This is a genomic window from uncultured Bradyrhizobium sp., from assembly GCF_936928535.1.
In the GTDB taxonomy this organism is placed as follows: Bacteria; Pseudomonadota; Alphaproteobacteria; order Rhizobiales; family Xanthobacteraceae; genus Bradyrhizobium.
The window spans coordinates 168509-188483 of record NZ_CAKZHY010000098.1 but is presented as its reverse complement, the minus strand read 5'-3'; the positions used below and the strand labels follow the sequence as shown (position 1 = coordinate 188483).

The window sequence follows — 19975 nt, the reverse complement described above, 5'->3', positions numbered from 1 at the left end:
TTGTTCACGATCTTCTGCGCCGGCGGCTCGGTGACGACCTCGTCGCCCGGCTGCAAGCTTGCGGGTGCCTGCGGCACGGCGCCCTGCTGCGTCCCGCCCTTCTGCTGCGGCTGGCGCTGGCCAGGAGCTGCGCCCGGCTGGGCAGGCCCGCCCGGGGGTGCAACCGCTACGGCAGGCGGCTGGTTCTGCGGAGCGACAGTGCTACCCGGCGGCGGCGCCAGCGGCTGGGTTTCGACGGGTCCCGGCAGCGCATTGCCCTGGCGCGGCATCGGGCGCGACGGCAGCACGCGGCCCTGCGGCGGCAGCTCGGGCACCTCTTCGTCGTCGTCAGGGGTCGGCGCCGGTTGCGGCTGGCCGCCACGGGGAATCGTCCCCGGCGGCCGCAGCGGCGGCGGATCGGAGAAAATCGTGCCGATCTGCGCCTGGACCGGCGTTGCAACCGTCAGCGCGGTGGCAGCCAGCAGCGCCGCAAGGCCTGTCAGGGTAAAGGTTTTGAACATCTCGCGCGGCTTCAACAGCGAATCGGGCTTGTTGGACATTCTACAGGGGATACCGCCGCTCGCAGGCCAACCGGTTAACACGGCGAATACGGCGGGGAAAGGGCGGCCGTAGCTTGGTGGCGTCACGCGGAGTCACTAGCGATCACGACCGCACTTAACTCTTTGAGCTCGTTTCATTATCCCCAAGTTTAGACGATCATGAGCGATCATGAAGAAACAGGGGCAAAGAGCAGTGGTGAACTCGGAAAGGTGAGTGTCTAGCGTGGCGATTAACCAGCGAGGTCGCCAGCGGTGCACGCACCAAACCCCCATCGACACCAGCCAGCAAGCCCCAAAAAAGGTCTCACCCTCAAAACCATTCAAACCCTTGTCCAGGCCGCTCAGCCGGGCATGTGGGCGCACGAACGCGGGCTATGCCTCGCGGTCGCCAAAAGCGGTTCAGCCTTCTGGGCGCTCCGCTATTCCACGTTAGGCGGTCGGCGGCGACTGATGACCTTGCAGCCGTACCAGCCGATCGATGCAGCCGGGCTAAAGGCCCTCGAATGGCAGGCCGCGGAACTCCGCAAACTGATCAAGACAGGCCGCGACCCGTTGGCCGAGCGAGACGCGAACGCCGCCGCAACCGCTACGGCGGCCAGGACCGTCAAACGAGTTGCCATCGATACATTCGAGGAAGTCGCGCGCGACTACATCGCTCAACACAAGGATGGTTGGAAAAATGCCAAGCACCACCAGCAGTGGGAGAACACGCTGGAAACCTATGCATATCCGATCATCGGCAAGTTACTCCCACACGAGATCACTACCGAAGACGTATTGAAGGTCTTGCGACAGGATCATGAGCGCGCAGGAAAGAAAGGCACACTTTGGACTGGCGCTCGCGAAACTGCATCGCGAGTGCGTATGAGAATTGAAACGGTTATCGGCGCAGCCAAGGCGAAAGGGATAACGAACCCGGACACGCGAGAGATTTGGATAAACCATCACAACCCGGCGCAATGGAAGGATCACCTTGAACATTGGTTGAACGGGAAACAATCGAAAGGACACTTCACCGCAATGGATTGGAAGGACGCCCCCGCGTTTATAATCGAATTGCGCGAAAAACCCGACTACAGCGCAAAGGCATTGATGCTGACAATTCTCTGCGCAACACGCACGAATGAAACACTGAATGCGAAGCGAGCCGAATTCGATCTAGACAATGCAACGTGGACCATCCCCGCCGAACGTATGAAAGCGGGCGTTGAACACCGCGTCCCTTTGTCGGATGCCGCTGTTCAGCTGTTGCGTGCGCTGCCAACGATCGATGACAACCCCTACATATTTCCCGGTATGAAGCGGGGCAAGCCGCTAGGCCATATGAGCATGTTGGAGATGCTATGCGGAATGCGCGAAGGCCTCACGGTACACGGCTTTAGATCGACGTTCCAAGATTGGGCGGAAGATACAACTCTGCATCCGGACGTGATCACCGATATGGCCCTTGCGCACGCCATCAAAAATAAGACGAAGCGGGCCTATCGTCGGGGCAACGCATTCGACCGTCGCCGCGATCTAATGCAACAATGGTGCGATTATCTCCTAACGGAAGCACCAACGTACAAAGTGAAATGGGAGAAGCTGATCGCCTGAAAGGCTGCTTGTGTATAATCCCAGGAAGAAGCCCGTTCGCGGGCTTTTTCTTTTTGACGCAGCGTTAGCGAATATGAGAGTGCTTAGCTGGTCGCGCAGTCGGATGACAGCGGCGTAAGGGTCGGATGGCCTGAGTTGCGGTGAAGACGCAGCGTGCGTGGGTGGATGCCCTGCAATGCCATCAATTCCAAGCAGGACCCGGCTCATGTCCCAAGATAACACGACTATCCTGACCACCGATCAGGTTTGCCAGCGCCTCACGATCTCAGCGCCCACGCTGCGCCGCTACGCCAAAGCAGGCCACGGCTTCCCTCCTAAGATCCCTCTAGGCCCGCGTCGCGTTGGCTATCTCGCCAGCGACATCGAGAACTATATCGCGAACCGGCGCAAAGCGGCCCTCGCCACAGCAGACGGCTAGGCGTCTGGTCAATCGGCGCCAGTTGTCTGAATTGCTTCAAAGAAAAGGGCGGAACGCTCATCCGCCGCACAAAAGAAATAGGCCCCGCCAAGTTGCGGCCTTGGCGCGGCCTCAAGCTAACTCTTTGCTTCTAGGAAAGCGGAATGACTATACACGACCACGCGTCGCATCTCAACAGTTGCGCGCCGCTAGCCGGTATTACCCTGCGCGCATTCGATAGCGGCCCCCTGCTGCAAAGCTATGAGCAAGCCGCCGCCTACGTCGCAGCACTCGTTCAAGGCGATCCACACGCGACGATCATCGACGCGAGGGCAATCCACGACATTAAAAAAGACATTGCCGCTATTCCTCGCCGTGGAACGCTTCGGCAACTTTGGCAAGAACTATGCACGTTAAATTCTCAGGGCTACGGCGTGTTCGTTGCGATCAACGAAATGGACGGGTTAGGGCGTGAAATCACCAACGTCAAAACTATACGTTGTCAGGCCGTTGATTTGGACAGTCTTAGCGCGCAACATAACTATGAGCGAGCCACGCAATTCAACCCTCCTCCGTCATTCGCTGTACAATCGTCGCCGGGGAAGCTGCATGTCTATTGGCAAACGCAACAGCATGACGACCGCGACCGCTTCACGCTACTGCAACGAAAGTTGCGGACGGTGTTTGACGGCGATAAACGTGTTGTCGATCCGGCGCGCGTGCTGCGGCTACCGGGAACGATCCATGCGAAGAACCAGGACGCGCCGCATCTTGTAACGTGTTGGGCATTGACCAACTACAACAAGCCGATTGATCCGGGGGCGTTAGAAGCGGCATTACACGACGTCAACGTGATCGACGGCACGGGCGAGCGATACGAACTAGGCGAACCGAAGATGCAGGCGCCCGGATGGGATTGGTGTTTGCGCGCACTCGCCGAAACGAACCCCAACGATTTGGATCGCGATGCATGGGTTGGATTTACAGCCGCATGGAAGCAGGCAGCATGGAATTTCGCTCCTGAACAACAGCTTTATGGGGTTTGGGCGCGGTGGTGTTCCCAATATGTCGTTGAGGGCCAAGGCACGCCATCGGACGCATATCTTAGAAAGAATTGGAACAGCTTACGATCGACTGAAGTCGGCTGGCCCAGCTTGGAACGTCGCAATGGCAATCTGCACGCGCTGCGCTTGTTCGGTGAGAAGCTAGCGGAAGAGCAACGCAAGTTTGATCCATCGCCGATGCCGCATGAACAATCGCAGGCACCGCGACAAATCCCCGTACCCACGGGCGAATTGCTGACCGATAGCGAGCAGCGCGAATGGTTCAAAGACTGTGTGTTGATCGGTCCGGAGAACACGATCTTTGGCCCCCGTGGTATTCGTTACGACGTTGGCAGCTTCAACAGCACATACGGCGGTAAGAATTTCGTTGTCGATGGATTGGGCAAGACGGTCAACAAGGCTTGGGAAGCCGCGACCAACTCGCGATTATGGCGAATTCCAACAGTTGACGGAACATGCTTTAGACCGCGACAAATAGCAGGCCAGATCATCACCGATGGGCTATCTCGCACCTATGTCAACACCTACATTCCGGCAACTGTTGAACGGATGGATGGCGATGCAATGCCGTTCTTGCGGCATGTTGCTTTAGTGCTGCCAGATATCCACGACCAACGCATATTGATCGAATTTCTCGCCCACAACGCACGGTTTCCGGGACATAAAATCCCGTGGTCGCCGCTGATCCAATCGACGGAAGGCATCGGAAAGAACGTCTTCAAGCAGGTAATGCGTCACGTTATCGATACGCAATACTTTTACCAGCCGAAGGCGAAACAGCTCAACGATAGCGGCAGCAAATTCAACGGGTGGATGGAAGGCAAGCTTTTCTTCTTGGTCGATGAAATCAAGACCGACGAGAAACGCGATATGGTCGAAACGCTCAAACCGTTCATCACCGAAACAGAACTTGAAATCGAAGCTAAGACGGTCAATCAAAAGATGGGTGATACGCCGGGCAATTGGCTGTTCTTTAGCAATCATAAGGATGCGATCCCAATTCATGCGAATGGACGGCGTTTCGCGATATTCTACAGCCCTCTTCAATCGGTGGATGACCTCACGTCGCGCGGGATGAACGACGACTATTTTAATGGTCTCTATGGTTGGCTGGGCAACGAGCAGAATGGTGGGCATAAGACCGGCTTAAAGATCGTCGCGAACTACTTGCTCAGCTACCCGATCGAATGCGGTGCTATACCGATGCGCGCCCCCAGGACGACTAGTACAGCAGAGGCGCTGATCGAAAGTCGCGGCTGGCTAGAACAGCTAATCGCAGATGCCGTAGACGATGCATTGCCGGGGTTCCGGGCCGGTTGGATTAGCACGGCCGCTGTGGCCCGGCTTCTTCGCGAGCGCGGGACCAAACCAGTTGCAGCACGCACGCTTGGCACGGCAATCGGCAGTCTCGGCTATCATCATCGCGGGCAGGCTGGGCGCGGCTTCCTTCAGGATGATCCGCGCGAGCCGAACAAGCGGGGCGTTTTGTGGAGTGTCAACAAAGATGCCGATGTGAGCGATTATGGACGCGCCCAAGGTTATGGATGATCGCTATAATTTCTGTACAATCGAAGACCATCACAGCGCCGATCACAACGCCTGTAAGCCACTGACAGTACACGCATTTCTGTGATCGCTATGATCGCTGCGTTTCTTCCTTGCCCTGCTCCACAGTAGGACGGCAGCATGGTCCGGAAATATGGAAATTATGGGCGTGCTCTCTATTCTTCTTCATCTCAACATTAGAAGTATCATAGCGATTATAGCGGCATATAAGAACCCGCTGCGAAATAAGGCCAAAATCGACGCTATGATTTTCCCCGAGTCGTAGCGTGTTCACAGCATTGCAGCGCCTTTCTCAAACAAGCAATTTGCGCGTGCGCGGGGGGCTGCATAGTCATGAAGCTTACGGCCTACTTCGACGAGAGCGGAACGCACGACGACTCCCCTATTGCCGCGATGGCGGGCTTCGTTGGTGACAAGCGCCAATGGTCAAAGTTCGAGAAGCGCGTTGGCAAGCTCTTCGCACGCTACAAGGTCGGCACCTTTCATACAATCGATGTCCGCCGCACAAAGGCGGACTTCAAGGGCTGGTCGGTCGACAGGAAGATCGCGTTCCTCGACGAATTCCAGCACATCATCAACGAAACAATGCTCAGCGGCGTCGCGGCCTTCATCTATCGAGACGACTACGACTACTACAGCAACCTCACGTGGCCTAAGGGAACGCGCAAGGACTCCGAATACGGAATACTATTTAGGGCTTGCCTCTCGCAAACCATCGATACCATCGGTCACCTACCGGTTATGCAAGAACCCACGATGAAGGTCGTACTCGAAGACGGCCACAACAATCGCGAAGACGCTGCCCGAATCTACAATTGGGCCGCCAACCGGAATGGCCAGCACCGCGCGCTGTCGGGACTTAGCTTCGCCGACAAGACTTGTTTGCCTCTCGCTGCGGCTGATTTGTTCGCTTACTCGGCATGGGGCGCGGAGGTCGGACAGAAGCCGATCGGAGCGCCGAAGGGGCCGACCAAGTCGGAAGCGAGTTACCGCGGCAACATCTACAAGATTGTCCTCGTTCGAGACAGCCTCGATAGCTTGCACGAGCAAGCAATTAGATTTTCGCGATAGAACGGCCCGCAAGCCCGCGCACCAACTAGGCGGATGCTTCATCCGCTATGGTCTGGTTCTAAATATCTGAGATAATTGCGATGGTGATTGCGATGATCCCCGCACTCACCACGATCATTAGCCAACCGGCGCATATGCGGTGACCAAATTCCGCTGTGGACAAGTTGAACGGCTTCCTCGTCCCCGATCATCGCAACTCAATTCGAAACTCTTATCGATAGCGCCATGGACCATCGCGACGGAACAACGCTCCATCGCAATTGCGCTACGGACCGTCGCAACTCAATTCGAAACTCTTATCAATGATCGTTGTAGCGTCGCCTTGCGCTGCTCCGACGCGTCGTCTTGTCAGCATTTTGGCTACTCGGTTATCTCTGGACACGTTCACAACGGCGATAAGCGCCGCACGTTCAGAGAAAGGAATTGTGCTCATGAAAATTAGGCGCTCCGACACCGGGCGAGGAATTGCCTATACGCTTAATCACGAGGATGGTCGCACCCTCGTTGTGCACGCGCCGTCGCTTGAACCGGGAACGACCCTTGCCAAGGCAGTTGCCAATCTCGTGGCACGGCTGGACGACTTCGCCGGCAACGTCGGCGTTGTAGATGACCAATTCAAGGCAACGGCTCGTGCCGAGCAATTGAGAGCGGCATCGCGGAACGTACTCAGCAAGGCCTTTCAGGCCGCTCAGAGCGACGGCCGTAAGGAACACCAGCAGATTGCCGCAGCCCACGCCACCGCACTCAGCATTGACCCCGCGACCCCCGCCACCGGTCATATTAGGCAAAGAGCGTTGGCCCGATGGGACGCCGCCAAGGGAATTGGTGATAAGGGCGCGCTGATCGATGGTCTGTCGACGGAAGGCCTTGCCGCACTGATTGAGACCGAAGCCTACCACGAGGTGCCGGCCGAGATGCAAACAATGATCACCGAGAAGTACGTGATCAAAAGGCACATTGAACGCACCGGATTGCAAAGCGACTGGCCTTTGCACCCCGACCACATCGATCCCCTTAAAACAGGGCCAAATATCGAAGCAGCCACGGCGGCCTCTCGCGCTGCCCTCGACAGGCTGAATGCGCGCTCCGATGCGGTCACCCACGTGAACGCGATGATGTGCAACGTTATCGATCTCGTCGCGATTTGCACTGATCTGAAACGTGATGAGGCCTACAACCTTCTTGTGAGCGGTGCTGCCGCAACTTGATCGGCTAACGGTCGGGCCGGCTCTCAATCGTCCAACAATAGAGGAACCACCAACATGGCGACGACAAACGAACAACACCGCGAAGCCGGCATTTCGCATATAAACTACATGCGGGAATTGCTGCAGAAGTACGGCGATGAAGCAAGGCTTAAACTTCACGCTGATCACATGCGATCATTGATTGCCGTCGCATCCCCTAACAAGAATGAACCAGCGTAGCGCGAACGATGCCGATTCAGGCCTAAGCGTGCGTCCGACCGCACGCCTAGGCTCGATCGAAAGACTAATACTGATGCCCGGCCCCCGTCCACACTTCCCGCACAGCGTCGTTTTGCCGACTGCGCCGAAGATCGATGCCGCAAGTCTGCGGAACGCGTTCGGACGGTCGCGCGGCGTTATTCATCTGTGGGTAAAGCTTTATGGACTGCCTGCGCCAACGCGCGTTGGGAATGACTGGCTTACGCCGACGGCCGACGTTGTGAGATGGTGCTCGTCCCACAATATCGGAGTGATTTGGGTTTGAAGATGGTCAATGTCCCGACGCTAGAAGCCCCTAAATCAAGCGACCGTGACGCCAATGGACGTTGGCTGACAACATCGGGGCGCCCGCGCGGATCACGCAACAAGCTGTCATCTGAAATGCTTGCCAGCATCAAAGCGATGGGGCCCGAAGCAATCAATAAGTTGCGCGATGCGCTCAACGATAAGGAAAGCCCGTCACACTGGAAAGCAATGGAATTGATCCTCCGCTACTGCCTGCCTCCGGCGCGCACCGTTGAATTGGACGATGCTGAACCGGAAACGATCAAGCAAGCGTTCATCGACGGTACGTTGAGCGCAGATGAGACGAAGGCAATCGCAATTGCGATGGAGAAGCTCAAAAACATCGCAAATATCGACGACATTCAGTGTCAGGTTGAAGAGTTAACCGCGCTGATAATTAAGCAGCAATCGAGCAAGTGACAACAATAGCATCAATCAAGAAACAGCTTGCGGTATTGCTGGCGGTTGTAAAGCCCGCGCACAGTGTGGCCGCTAAGCTTGAAACGCTCAACGAGGATGATCGGGCTCGATATGACCGCTATTGCGACGGCCTGTCGGCATTCATCGCGCGAAACGACATCGATGCAGACGGTGATGCGGGTAATGCCTACGCAATGATACTTCGCGGTTATGGCCCGCGACTACCGGAACGGATCGGCAAGCCGTTGTTCGGCGAAACGCCTTCGATAATCAAGACGGACTCTGATGATGACGCGGCCCGCAAATGGATGGAGTATCTCAATGACGCAGTATTTCGTTGAAAAGCCCAAGCTGACCGTCACCATAATCAACGGCAAAATCGATGATATTGAAAGAGGAAAGCCGAACCGTGACGCGATCAACGTTGAAACGTTTGATGCGACGTTTGGCGCAATTCACGTTGCAGATGGACGGCTACATCTGGACGGCCTAGCATTGATTGATTTGATGGCGTGGCTTCACCGTGAACGGCCCGCCAATTTCAGGAGCGAAGGTCGTCGCTTCTACAAGCTGTTCCCCAATTCATCGGATATTTTCGATTTGGTGCGCGCGACCCTTCGCTGCGCGAGCGGTAGGGAGAGCGAGGCTCATGGAGAGGCCGCCTATTTCTGTGCGCGGGTTCGCGAGGCCCATCCGATCGAATTCGCAGAATTCCGCGAAGCGTGGCTACAACGGCAGTAGAATCGAAGGCTCAGGACAGCGGACGCGCCCTCCTCCGTGGTCTACATCTAAGCTGCTGAATTGATTGCGATGATGATTGCAATGGTTCACGCACTCGCCAAACGGTCTTACCACGGCAGTTTATATGGCTACTGCGCGGATAGAGCGGTTTCAGCGCCGATAATCGATCGCCTTTGTAGACTCCAGGCCGACGAGCTTCTTGCTGAACTATTGCCTCCTCACATCCGTCGCTAGATATGATAAACTGGTCAGTACCTGATCCACGGGTGTGACGCATATAGGAATTGTTCTACCACTGAGCTCACTAACTCTCTTCTTGTACGCGAACGCCTTTTCTTCGATCTGCTCTCGCATTTGCTCAAAGGATGTGCCGTCTAGCATCGCGCTGCGAATTCTTTCCGGCGGTAGCACGGTGAGGGGCGCGTCCAGAATGGCGAACATCGCCTCTACCTCGGGGCTACGGGTGTAGTCGAAGGCCCGCAGCGATTTAAGGGCTGCAAAGTCATTCTGGCCTGAGAGGAACGCAGTTGCTGTTTCGCCGCTTGTGAGGAACTTCATCGCGTTTTCTTCGGCCTGCGGCCGGAGTGAACCAATCAGCTGCTGCAGTTTGACCAGATTCGCCTCGGCTTCGGCGCTGCGTGACGGCTTGAAAAAGAAATCGAGGGATCCACGCACTCCACCGAATTTGTAAGTTTCTTCGTTCACTCCCTCCCAAAAGTGGGCGGGGAAATTTCTGAACGTAACGTCACTCCATGCATCCGGCTGCATTGTCGGATGCTGAATTGTATGCCTGAATTCGGTGACAGTTTGCATCGTCGCCGAACCGACATCCCAAACGCTATTCGTCGTTTTGTCCGCAAGCGAAAATGCGAGCTTCATCCCGTAGCGATAAAACCAAATATTATCTGGGACCTTATTATACGGGGCCCCCGGCCCCGCGGGGAGCGCGAGCTCGACTTGACCGCTGTACTCAGCAACACAGGCGAAGATTTCGAATCGAGAGTGATCAATGATTTCGAGCCAAAGTGCTTCTCTTGGGACGAGCGACAGAACCGACCTGTCGAGCGTCTTGTTTCCTATTTTAATAGCGTTCAATTCTCGCTCAAAACCAGCCTCGAAGTCCGGCAATCTCATGCCAAAATACTTGCTTCTGGTCACCTTCAAATCCGGTGAGCAAGGCTTTACCGCAAACTTGACGAACGGATGTAGACTCTCTTCCTGGTCGCTCGGAAATATTCCACGACCGGCGTCGCTGAGTCTTTCGACGGGCATAGTCGCTTGAGGAGCATCCGGGTGCGAGGGTGGTTTCAAAATGGCTGGATAAATTTTTCGAAGATATTCCGGAAATGTTGGCCTGTTGAGGGCATTGTTTTTCTCTTGCTCGTTGAGTGTAGCGGGTATGACTTCTCCCGGAAGGGGTTGATCGGGACTCTTCCAAGGATACTGTTTAGGGAGGGTCTTTGCTATGGCCGCCGCTAGTTGGAGTGAGGCCGCCGTGTAGTTGTCAAATCGCTTTAGCAAGAGGCCGCCATCGATACGGTACGTACCGTCTGCTTGGGGTTCGGCAAACGCCTCGCGGTAAAATCGCTGAGTCTGTGCACCGGCGCCTACGATATTTTCCAACGGCGCGGGAAAGTTCATTTCTCTGAGCGAAGGAAATTGGGAGAGAGTGCGATTGAGAAGCCCTGCGCCCCAAAGCCAAGCTTGGGGATTCGGAGTTTCGAAGTCACGACCAAATTTGTCTCGCGCAAACTCTGAAAAATGACGATTAATTTGCGTCGTATTGGCAATGTAGCTAGGCCTAGAGTCAGTTTGCTCGACGAAGAATGCCTCGAGCGATTGTTCACGGCTGGCGCGGTCCCACGAACCGAAGGCTGCAAGATCAAACGCACTGAAGACGCAGTCCTTCGCCACCGAGGTTTCTTCCGGCTCGAGATTAACGCACCTTGACCATTGTCCGCGGCGGCCGCGTTCACTGTAGGCTTCAAGAAGGTCACGACTTTCGGCCTGGGCTTTGGCAAGCCCGAGCCGGACTTTTTCGAGTTCGGCGTTTTGGCCTTTCAAAAGTTCGATCACGACTTTCGTCAGCGCCTCCTGCCGTCCGAAGCCCACATCAACAACAGCACCCATTCTCGTAAATGCAGCGAGCATATCCTCATGTAGCCGGTCAATCTGCTGCGCAAGTAGTTTGATCGCCTCCATTACGGGTGCATTTGGATCTGTCACCTCTCTTTGACTGTCGATCAATTCGACGGCGATAACTCCCACCGCAATGATGAAATTGGTGTAGACTAATGGGTTAGCCAGGGTGCTGGTGGCCATAGTATAAAAGGTGTTGGAAAGCTTTTGTGCTGCAATAATTCCTTGGATTTGACTACTTGGCAGGTGCGACTGCCGGGCTAAATAGAGTGCTAATGTCAGACTTAAATCGACTGCCCTAAACGTCTCGGCAAGTTGCGCCTTCTTTTCCTCCAGCTCGCGGCGCTTTGCCTCGCGTTGCGCTTCAAGGGCGCGAGTCTCTGTTTGATTTTGCAGGATCTCCTTGGAGATTTCGAGATTCGTTTCCACAAGGCTGCTCAGTTGAGCAATTTTTGCTTTTGTAAATGACCTAACACTTTGAATCTGTTTTTGTGTCGCCACCTCATTTCTGTTGCTGACTTCTTTAGTATTATCGAGGTCAGCCTTTAGGGCTTGAATTTCACTTTCCAGTTCGAAAGTTTTATACTCCGTCGAGTTTTGAAGTTTGGTGATGTCTGATATGCGCAGGTAAGTCGCAAGATCTTGTTGGGCTATCGCACCGAGTGTTGGATCGTTGTTGATGGCTTGGACGATCCGTTGGCCACCTTGAAAAAATAGTTCAGTTCCGGGGTCGCCGAGCGGCTTACCGGTGCTAATCTGCATAGTATCAAGCTGAGATTGTGCGAGTTTTGCGAGTGTGGAAGATCCAATGCCGCCCACGTAAGCAGCGACGCCGGAGACTGCCAAATTTGTCACAGACGATATCGGAAGATCTGAAAATTTCATTCCTTGAATTTCTTGGTCCAAAGCCTTGGAGTACCCACGCAGAAATTTTTCTTCGGTCCCAAATTCTTGAAGGGCAAGGTCGATCCGTTCTGGTTGTGCGCGCCTGCTCAAGTGGGGATAGCCGACCAAGGCCATCGCGGAGATTTTATCGCGGCGATAAGCATCTTGAGCCGCCTCAAGGCGCATGAATTTGTAAAGGACCTGCTTACTTCCATCCTCCATCGCGCGACGGTTCAGGACTACGCCAAGCGCCAAACTATCATCTTGCTCTCCAGCGAGAGCCGAAAGCGAGCTCACAAAAATCAACGCTAAAGCTATTATGCTTGTGAAATGCATGAATATGCCTCGCTTCTCAGAGCCGATCCATATTTAGGGATCTTGAAGTCGGCGCCCCGCCGGGCGAACGAATACGAGCGAATGCTTCTGGCGAGAGAACAAGGGCCGGCTGCCCATTGCGCATCATTGCCTGTCATCGAGGATTCGAAGGTTAACAACTCACCGGTCGACGCGCAGCCGCCAAGGGCCCTGCGGCTAACCCGCACCGCACAAAATACTCATACTGAAATCCTCCCGTTCCCGATTTATTCAATCGCAAGTTTTGCCGTAGGGCAAACGGAATTTCTGTGTAAGCGCGGCTGAATAGACGCCTATGCGACGCGATAGCGTCGGTGAACCCCAGCCTGCTTGATCGCTGGATACAAATGTCCGCTCAAGGTCAAAATGCGATGGCAAGCGCCGTCCTAAGCGGCTTGCTCGCGAGGCGGAAACATCATCCGCCAGTTTCATTGAAGTGAAGGACGTCTTTCTTGCCGCTCACCAAAACAATCGACCGTTTTCCGGTAGGAAGAGCAAGGTAGGAGCAGCAGGCGAACTAGACCCGTCGATCGAAAAAACTGCCTTTCAGCGCTTCAACTATAGAGTCCTTGAGAACCTTCTTCGCCTCATTTTTTTGCAATTCTTCATCGGACGCTGTCAACACCTCGCAGATGTCCGTGAAGGCTTTCTTCGACGCGACCTGCATGATCGCTGGAAACGGTCCCTGATAGGTTTTGGCCGGAAATTTTAGCAAAAGATCGGTCGATGCTAGCGCCGCTGTCAACGATGTTACTTCGTTGTTAAGGATCGTTTCCGCATCTGCCGTTGTCGGAACTCCAGCTAGATAAGCGGCTCTCATTTTGCCTTCGTCCGAGTCAGGTTTGACGGAATTGCGCATATCTTGCTGTTTGAGTTCAAGAACAAGTTTTGCTCGATTAAGCGCGTGTTTATTCAGGATAAACCCCTTGACCGAATTTCTGGCAAGTTCAAGAAAACTTTGAAACCGTGCGTCAGCGTCACTGTGGCCATAGTAAACCGCCAAGGCCTTGAACACCGGCTCAAAGCAAATGAGCCCTTCAATCTCGTTGACCGGCAGAGGCTTTATCATTGGACTGCGAGTGAGCATATCGTCAGGCCAATCATCTCGATCCAAATGCCCAATAGCCGTGATGTTTCGCGTAGCATGGTTAGCGTTGAATACTGCAACGCACTGTTGGACACGTTCACAGCCGCCAACTGGTATGACGGCTGTGTTAGGACAGTTGTACCAAGCCGAGAGCAGCGTTTGTTCCGTATCGCCGATGGCGCCCTCACAAAATACAAGTCGGCTAGCAGATATTGAAAAGGATGCTGCTCCCAGAATTGCATTTATCGCTTCATTAGGAATCTCGGAGCCGTTAATCGCATCGAACGTTCCGGGCGACCTGACTACATAGATCGTCGGGCTTTTGCGGGAGAGAGCGAAAGGAATGTCGTGTGTTACGTATACGAAGAGCGCATTCTGCTTGAATGCCTCCATCTCATTCCAGAACTGGCGAGCTAAGAGAGGATGAAAATGAATCTCAGGTTCGTCAACAAGGATGATTTCGCGCGATGAGCTGGCTAGCCGAGTAATCAAGTAAAGCGCTGTTCGCTCCCCTTCGCTCATCCTTGCAGTTGCGTACGGAGTGGAGTCTCCGTCCTTCAAGACGGTGGGTTCATAGTCTAGATTGAGCGTACGCCCAGGAAATAGGCGGTGCCATAAAGAAGTGATTTTCTCCAAGCGAGTTTCGATTAGCTCATCGGGAAGCGTTTCGCCATTGCGATGCTTTTTTCGATATTTCTGCGCGGCAGATTTATCTTCCTCAAGCATCTGGGACATCAAGAAGGTATATTCGTTGTGAACCTCCCAATATTCAGATAGCTGCCGCTGTAATGCGTTTTGGCTGTTTGACTTCAGTTCATTGTCTGCTTGGCGTGGCAGGGCTGCTAGCCCAATGAAGCGATTGGCCGAGATTCGCTCTGCACGGGGATTGTTCCTTCCCACCAAGTCTACAGCGAAGCGGGTCTTCCCTACTCCATTAGGGCCAATTAAAATGATTTGATGCGTCGGATCGACGTCCATCTGCGAACCGTCCGGTAGATGCAAAGCTATTGGCATTGAAAAGCTCTACTGAATTTGCGGAATAAGCGAAGCCGTGCAGGATGATCGGATTTGTGCCTGCGGGGAAGCGAATCGGGATGGGAACCCGGACGCTATCAGAAGTTGACTTTCAGGACAGGTCATACGGGGCCGCGTGCCACAACAGATATTCTCTATCGGTTCGTCGCTTAGCGCGGACTTAGCCCTAAGGCGTGGTTAGTCACTATTGGTGAGCGAAAACCGTCGAACATTGAAAATATTGAATTTTTGGCATTGACGGGCGGAAAGGGCGGCATCCCTGCCCTGCCGGCCCCCGTCTGGCCAGACCTGCCCACGGATGGGATAAGTCGGAGGCCTCTCCCTGGGGCCGAGGCGGCATCGCCCCGAAACTGAAGTCCAACGATAACCAGAACCGCAAGGGGTCCCCATGCCTGTCGTGCTCGATCCCGATGCTGCCGCCGTCTACCGGGCCTTCCAGGAGGCCGGCCGCCCCGCCTACGAGACGCTAACCGCGGCGGAGGCGCGCGCCTATTACCTCCAGGCCCGCCTGGTCACCAACCCCGAACCACCTGAACTCGCCCGCATCGCGCCGCTGTCGATCCCGGCTCCGCACGGCACGATCGCGGCACGCCTCTATGTGCCGAAACACCCGCGGCTCAAGGACGGGCTGGCGCCCGCGCTGGTGTTCTTCCATGGCGGCGGCTGGGTGATCGGCGATCTCGACAGCCACGACGTGGCCTGCCGGCAGCTCGCCGACGCGGGCGCCTTGATCGTGATCTCGATCGACTACCGCCTCGCACCCGAGCACAAGTTTCCCGCCGCCGCCGACGATGCGATTGCCGCGACCAAATGGGTTGCCGGGAATGCACGCCAACTTGGAATAGACCCCGCGCGCCTCTCGATCGGCGGCGACAGCGCCGGCGGCAATCTCACAGCGGTCGTCGCGTTGGCCGCGCGTGATGACGATGGCCCAAAACTTGCGGGCCAGGTGCTGATCTATCCCGCCGTCGATTTCGCCATGACGCATGGTTCGCACAACGAGCCCGAGACCAGCGTGCTGCTGACGCATTCGGTGATCCGCTGGTTCCGCGACCATTATCTCAACGGCGCCGCAGATATCCATGACTGGCGCGCCTCGCCGGCCCGCGCCGAAAACCTTGCCGGCCTGCCGCCGGCCTATGTGCTCACCGCCGGTGCCGATCCCCTGCGCGACGAAGGCGACGAATACGCCGCGCGCCTGAAGCAGGCTGGCGTGCCCGTCACCTACAAACACTTCCCCGGCCAATTCCACGGCTTCTTCACCATGGGCAAATTGCTGCCACAGGCCAATGTCGCGGTGAGCGAGATCGGCGCGTGGCTGAAGTCATTAGGCTGAGGGCGCCACCATCCTGATGTCCACGCTTCGGACTGTCTTCACCCTTCCGCTGCGCGGCCTGAGTTGGCTCGGCAGCCAGGGCACGCGTGCGGTCGCCGCTGTCGTGTTCATCGCCGCAGCCGTGCCGCCGCTCGGCGCGCTGCTGCGGCCGTACCTCACCGAGGCGATCCTCGTCCTGCTCTGCATCTCCTTCATGCGGATGGACCTCGTGGCACTCTACGGTCATCTGCGCCGGCCGGCGCTGGTGGCGACGGCCACCGCCTGGACCACGATCGTCGTGCCCCTGATCGTTGGCCTGGTCACGCATGCGACCGGGCTCACCGAGCGCGCCCCCGGCCTGTCACTGGCGCTGATGCTGCAGAGCGCGGCCTCGCCGATGATGGCCTCTCCGGCGCTCGCCGCCCTGATGGGCCTCGATGCGACGCTGGTGCTGGTCACGCTGGTGACCGCAACCGCGATCGTGCCCTTCACCGCCTCGTTGTTCGCAAGTCTGTTTCTCGAGGGAGTGCTGAGCATCTCGCCGCTCACGCTCGGCCTGAAACTATCGGGCATCCTCGCAGCGTCGCTGCTGGCTGCATTGCTCATTCGCCGGCTGTTCGGCGCGGAGGCGATCCAGCGTCACAAGCAGCCGATCGACGGCTTCAACATCATCATCCTCTTCATCTTCGCGTCCGCGATCATGGGCGATGTCGTGAGCGATCTGCTGGCGCAGCCGCTCTTCACCGTCAGCCTCGCAGCTCTCTCCTTCGCAATCTATTTCACGCTGCTCACCGTGACGACCTTGTTGTTCCGCCGCATCGGCTACGAGCGCGCACTCGCGCTCGGACTGATGGTGTCGCAGCGCAATCTCGGCCTGATGCTGGCCGCGACATCAGGCGCGCTGCCGGCCACGACCTGGCTCTATTTCGCGATGACGCAGTTTCCGATCCACCTGTCGCCGTACTTGCTGACGCCGATCGCGCGGCGGCTGGTGGCGCGCCGAAGCAGCGTCGCGGCGGCGCCAGGGAGCGTCACGTAAGGCCTCGTCTTGCTGGAGGCCGCGGCATCCCCGTCAGCCTCGCGGATTGCGCGATCTCTTTTTCCTGCACTCCGCCAAGATCCAGTCGCGAAACGCTTTCATCGCATGCGTAAGCCTTTTGGATTTCAGCGATGTGAGCCAGTAGGATCCCAGGAAAACCTTGAAGTCATAGGGACAAACCAGCCGTTTGCGCGCCAGATCGTCCGCAAACAAGACGACCGGCAATAGCGCGACCCCGGCGCCTTGTGCCGCCGCATGCGCCAGGGAGACCGACGAGTCGAAGGTCGGGCCGGTCATCCGCGGCTGCCTGCATTTTGCCACCTCGAACCAGTGCGCCCACTCGCCCGGCCGATACGACCGCAACAGCACCTCCTTGTGGAGATCGACCGGATCTCTCAGGCGCTTGGCGACGTCAGGCGCGCACATCGGCGTGAAATGCGCCTCGACCAGAGGCTCGGCATTGGTTCCGTGCCAGGCGCCGTCGCCAAATCGAATGGCGTAGTCCAATCCCTCGCCGCCGAGGTCAACACGGTTATTGTTCGCAAAGATCCTGACGTCAATGTGCGGATGGCTCGCGGTGAAACTGCCGAGGCGCGGAAGCAGCCAGCCGGAGGCGAACGTGCCGACCACACCGATCGCGAGACTCTCACGCATCCGGCCGTTCTCGAAGCGATCAAGAACCTGGTTGATCTGGCCGAAGGCACTCGAGATGACAGGCTGCAGCGCCTCGCCTTCGTCCGTGAGAGCCAGCCCGCGGGTCAGCCGCTTGAAAAGCTTGACGCGCAGACTCTCTTCCAGGGTTCGCACCTGCTGGCTCACGGCGGCCTGCGAGACCCGCAGTTCGAGACCGGCCTTGGTGAAGCTGAGATGGCGCGCAGCTGCTTCGAATGAGCGCAGCGCGTTCAGCGGCAGATTGGAAATATTGGCAGGGCGACGGGCCAAGTCTGATCCAGGTTTGTCCGACCCAAGTTTTACTTATGGATGGCCTCACGAAGCATCGTTTGTCAATTGCCGGAGCACGACGCAAAAAACTCCCGCAATTTACGGGAGGTCTCGATGCTCACACGACGTCAATTCGGCTCATCTGCGCTTGCGGTGGCGGGAAGTCTTGTCCTGCCGAATGTTTCGGGCGCGACGCCATCAGGAACCGCACCGGTCGTCGAAGCCATCGAACATTTGGAACTGAAGAGCGGAGGCCGGCTCGGCGTCTCCGTGCTCGACACCACCACGGGCATTCCCATCCACCACAGGGGAGGTGAACGCTTTCCCATGTGCAGCACATTCAAGGTGCTTGCGGCGGCGGCCGTCCTCAAAGAGGTCGGCAGCAAGCTGGAAGGCCTTGAACGGCGGGTTCGGATCGAGCAGGCCGATCTCGTCGAATACTCGCCCGTCACGAGCAAACATGTCGGCGGCGATGGCATGTCGCTTCGCGAACTTTGCGAGGCTGCCATCACCATGAGCGACAACACGGCCGGCAACGCACTTCTGAAGAACATTGGCGGTCCCGCCGGCTTGACCAGCTTTGCGCGAAGCCTCGGCGACAGGATGACAAGGCTGGATCGGATCGAAACCGAGCTGAACGAGGCCGTGCCGGGCGATCCCCGCGACACGACCACGCCAAACGAGATGGCCGCGAATTTCAGACGCCTGCTTCTCGGCGATGTTCTGCTGCCGGAAGGGCGCGATCAGCTCGGCAAATGGCTGATCGCAAACAAGACCGGCGATACGCGCTTGCGCGCCGGCCTGCCGCAAGGCTGGCGTGTCGGTGACAAGACCGGAGCGGGCGAACGCGGCACAACCAATGATGTGGCCATCGTGTGGCCGCCTGAACGTGCGCCTGTCATCATCGCAGTCTACCTCACGGGCTCCACGCTCGATCCAAACGGACGCAATGATGTGATCGCATCCGTTGCACGCGAGGTCGCCAAGAGCTTCAGCTGAGGATCGTCGCCTACCCTGCCCGCGCTGCACGCCGCAGCGCTTGCGGCGGTTGGCCGAAGGCGCGGATGAAGGCACGGCGCATGCGCTCGGGATCGCGAAAGCCCGTCGCTTCCGCGACGCGCTCGATCGCCTCGCGCGAGGACTGCACCCGTTCGCGGGCGACCTCGATCCGCAAGCGCTCGATCGCCTTGGAAGGCGTCGTGCCGGTCTCTGCGGCAAAGGCGCGGGCGAAATGCCGCGCGCTCATGCCGGCGCGGTCGGCGAGGTTTTCCACGGTCAGTGGCGCGTCGAGATTTTCCCGCGCCCACGACAACAGCGCACCGAAGCGGCCGTTCGGCGTCTTCAATTCCAGCAGCGATGAGAACTGCGACTGGCCGCCGCTGCGGCGATGGTAGAGCACGAGCTGCCGCGCAGTCGCCTGCGCGATCTCCTCGCCATGGTCCTCGGTGACCATCGCGAGAGCGAGGTCGATGCCGGCACTGATGCCTGCCGAGGTCCAGACATTGCCGTCACGGGTGAAGATCTGGTCCGGCTCGAACTTGACCTTGGGATAGCGCGCGACGAATTCGCGCGTACGGCCCCAATGGGTGGTGGCGCGTCGGCCATCGAGCAGGCCGGCTTCGGCCAGCACATAGGCGCCCGAGCAGACGCTGGCGATCCGCACGCCCCTTTTGGCCAGCCGCTGCACAAAGGCGAGCGTCGTGGGACAGCGCGCCGGAACCGACACGCCCGCGCCACCCGCCACGACCAGGGTCGTGATCGCGTTCGCCGATTTGAAATCGCGCGCCATCATCTCGACGCCGGAGGACGAACGCACGGCGCCCGCGTTCAGCGCCAGCACGCGTAGCGCCAGCGGCTTGCCGCTGGCGCGTGCCGCGATCTCGAACACCGAGATGGGACCGGCCGCGTCGAGCAACTGGAAATCCGGGAAGATCAGGATGCCGATCATGTTGATGTCCGAAAGTGAGGGAAATACGCCATTTTGGACAGGATGCCATCATGCCATTTTGGGTCCGTCAAGCATTTCCTTGGAGG

16 protein-coding genes and 1 pseudogene are annotated in these 19975 nt (G+C 57.2%); 12 read left to right on the top strand and 5 right to left on the bottom strand.

Annotated features, from left to right (window positions below; genetic code table 11):
- Window positions 1–539 (bottom strand): annotated as a pseudogene (locus Q0687_RS21075) (DUF2155 domain-containing protein); the annotation flags it as partial.
- Between the two features lie 252 nt (window positions 540–791).
- Between Q0687_RS21075 and Q0687_RS21070 the strand changes: the two are divergent.
- From Q0687_RS21070 to Q0687_RS21030, 9 genes are all read left to right on the top strand, one after another.
- Window positions 792–2135, top strand: coding sequence for a tyrosine-type recombinase/integrase (locus Q0687_RS21070; RefSeq protein ID WP_363323971.1), 1344 nt, complete (start codon window positions 792–794; stop codon window positions 2133–2135).
- 205 nt (window positions 2136–2340) lie between these two features.
- Entirely contained in the window at window positions 2341–2553 is a 213-nt protein-coding gene (locus Q0687_RS21065; RefSeq protein WP_298880718.1) for a helix-turn-helix domain-containing protein, read from the top strand.
- 143 nt (window positions 2554–2696) lie between these two features.
- On the top strand, window positions 2697–5144 hold the full coding sequence (locus Q0687_RS21060) for a DUF5906 domain-containing protein (protein WP_298880716.1): 2448 nt from the start codon (window positions 2697–2699) through the stop codon (window positions 5142–5144).
- 351 nt (window positions 5145–5495) lie between these two features.
- On the top strand, window positions 5496–6233 hold the full coding sequence (locus Q0687_RS21055) for a DUF3800 domain-containing protein (RefSeq protein WP_298880714.1): 738 nt from the start codon (window positions 5496–5498) through the stop codon (window positions 6231–6233).
- 431 nt (window positions 6234–6664) lie between these two features.
- Window positions 6665–7441 carry a hypothetical protein gene (locus Q0687_RS21050; protein WP_298880712.1) on the top strand — a complete coding sequence of 259 codons (777 nt, stop codon included), beginning with the start codon at window positions 6665–6667 and terminating at the stop codon, window positions 7439–7441.
- Between the two features lie 54 nt (window positions 7442–7495).
- Window positions 7496–7660 carry a hypothetical protein gene (locus Q0687_RS21045; protein ID WP_298880710.1) on the top strand — a complete coding sequence of 55 codons (165 nt, stop codon included), beginning with the start codon at window positions 7496–7498 and terminating at the stop codon, window positions 7658–7660.
- Window positions 7661–7960: 300 nt separating this feature from the next.
- The gene (locus Q0687_RS21040) at window positions 7961–8404 is read left to right on the top strand and encodes a hypothetical protein (protein WP_298880707.1); all 444 of its coding nucleotides are present in this window, start codon (window positions 7961–7963) and stop codon (window positions 8402–8404) included.
- On the top strand, window positions 8401–8745 hold the full coding sequence (locus Q0687_RS21035; RefSeq protein ID WP_298880705.1) for a hypothetical protein: 345 nt from the start codon (window positions 8401–8403) through the stop codon (window positions 8743–8745). Before Q0687_RS21040 ends, Q0687_RS21035 begins: the two co-directional genes overlap by 4 nt.
- Complete coding sequence (locus Q0687_RS21030) at window positions 8726–9145, top strand: hypothetical protein (RefSeq protein ID WP_298880703.1); 420 nt, start codon at window positions 8726–8728, stop codon at window positions 9143–9145. The genes Q0687_RS21035 and Q0687_RS21030 overlap by 20 nt, the downstream gene beginning before the upstream one ends.
- Window positions 9146–9352: 207 nt before the next feature.
- Here the strand turns inward: Q0687_RS21030 and Q0687_RS21025 are convergent, their stop codons facing one another.
- Together Q0687_RS21025 and Q0687_RS21020 are read right to left on the bottom strand one after the other, a co-directional pair.
- Window positions 9353–12505, bottom strand: coding sequence for a hypothetical protein (locus tag Q0687_RS21025; protein ID WP_298880701.1), 3153 nt, complete (start codon window positions 12503–12505; stop codon window positions 9353–9355).
- 535 nt (window positions 12506–13040) lie between these two features.
- Window positions 13041–14588 (bottom strand): AAA family ATPase, encoded by a 1548-nt coding sequence (locus Q0687_RS21020; RefSeq protein WP_298880699.1) that lies wholly within the window; start codon window positions 14586–14588, stop codon window positions 13041–13043.
- A 445-nt stretch (window positions 14589–15033) separates the two neighbouring features.
- Between Q0687_RS21020 and Q0687_RS21015 the strand changes: the two genes are divergently transcribed.
- Together Q0687_RS21015 and Q0687_RS21010 are read left to right on the top strand one after the other, a co-directional pair.
- Window positions 15034–15981: an alpha/beta hydrolase gene (locus Q0687_RS21015; RefSeq protein ID WP_298880697.1), complete on the top strand. Its 948-nt coding sequence runs from the start codon at window positions 15034–15036 to the stop codon at window positions 15979–15981.
- Between the two features lie 13 nt (window positions 15982–15994).
- Window positions 15995–16999 carry a Na+-dependent transporter gene (locus tag Q0687_RS21010; protein ID WP_298880731.1) on the top strand — a complete coding sequence of 335 codons (1005 nt, stop codon included), beginning with the start codon at window positions 15995–15997 and terminating at the stop codon, window positions 16997–16999.
- Window positions 17000–17032: 33 nt separating this feature from the next.
- On the opposite strand, the gene Q0687_RS21005 is transcribed toward Q0687_RS21010, so the two are convergent.
- A complete protein-coding gene (locus Q0687_RS21005) occupies window positions 17033–17941 on the bottom strand; it encodes a LysR family transcriptional regulator (protein WP_298880695.1) in 909 nt (302 codons plus the stop codon).
- A 114-nt stretch (window positions 17942–18055) separates the two neighbouring features.
- On the opposite strand from Q0687_RS21005, the gene bla reads away from it, so the two are divergent.
- Entirely contained in the window at window positions 18056–18940 is an 885-nt protein-coding gene (bla, locus tag Q0687_RS21000) for a class A beta-lactamase (RefSeq protein ID WP_298880692.1), read from the top strand.
- A 10-nt stretch (window positions 18941–18950) separates the two neighbouring features.
- On the opposite strand, the gene Q0687_RS20995 is transcribed toward bla, so the two are convergent.
- Entirely contained in the window at window positions 18951–19889 is a 939-nt protein-coding gene (locus Q0687_RS20995) for a GlxA family transcriptional regulator (protein ID WP_298880690.1), read from the bottom strand.
- Between the last annotated feature and the right edge of the window lie 86 nt (window positions 19890–19975).

Coding starts and splice junctions, on each gene's coding strand:
- Q0687_RS21020 (WP_298880699.1), bottom strand. CDS start 14,588: ATGGACGTCGATCCGACGCATCAAATCATTTTAATTGGCCCTAATGGA.
- Q0687_RS21060 (WP_298880716.1), top strand. CDS start 2,697: ATGACTATACACGACCACGCGTCGCATCTCAACAGTTGCGCGCCGCTA.
- Q0687_RS21045 (WP_298880710.1), top strand. CDS start 7,496: ATGGCGACGACAAACGAACAACACCGCGAAGCCGGCATTTCGCATATA.
- Q0687_RS21030 (WP_298880703.1), top strand. CDS start 8,726: ATGACGCAGTATTTCGTTGAAAAGCCCAAGCTGACCGTCACCATAATC.
- Q0687_RS21055 (WP_298880714.1), top strand. CDS start 5,496: ATGAAGCTTACGGCCTACTTCGACGAGAGCGGAACGCACGACGACTCC.
- bla (WP_298880692.1), top strand. CDS start 18,056: ATGCTCACACGACGTCAATTCGGCTCATCTGCGCTTGCGGTGGCGGGA.
- Q0687_RS21015 (WP_298880697.1), top strand. CDS start 15,034: ATGCCTGTCGTGCTCGATCCCGATGCTGCCGCCGTCTACCGGGCCTTC.
- Q0687_RS21065 (WP_298880718.1), top strand. CDS start 2,341: ATGTCCCAAGATAACACGACTATCCTGACCACCGATCAGGTTTGCCAG.
- Q0687_RS20995 (WP_298880690.1), bottom strand. CDS start 19,889: ATGATCGGCATCCTGATCTTCCCGGATTTCCAGTTGCTCGACGCGGCC.
- Q0687_RS21050 (WP_298880712.1), top strand. CDS start 6,665: ATGAAAATTAGGCGCTCCGACACCGGGCGAGGAATTGCCTATACGCTT.
- Q0687_RS21025 (WP_298880701.1), bottom strand. CDS start 12,505: ATGCATTTCACAAGCATAATAGCTTTAGCGTTGATTTTTGTGAGCTCG.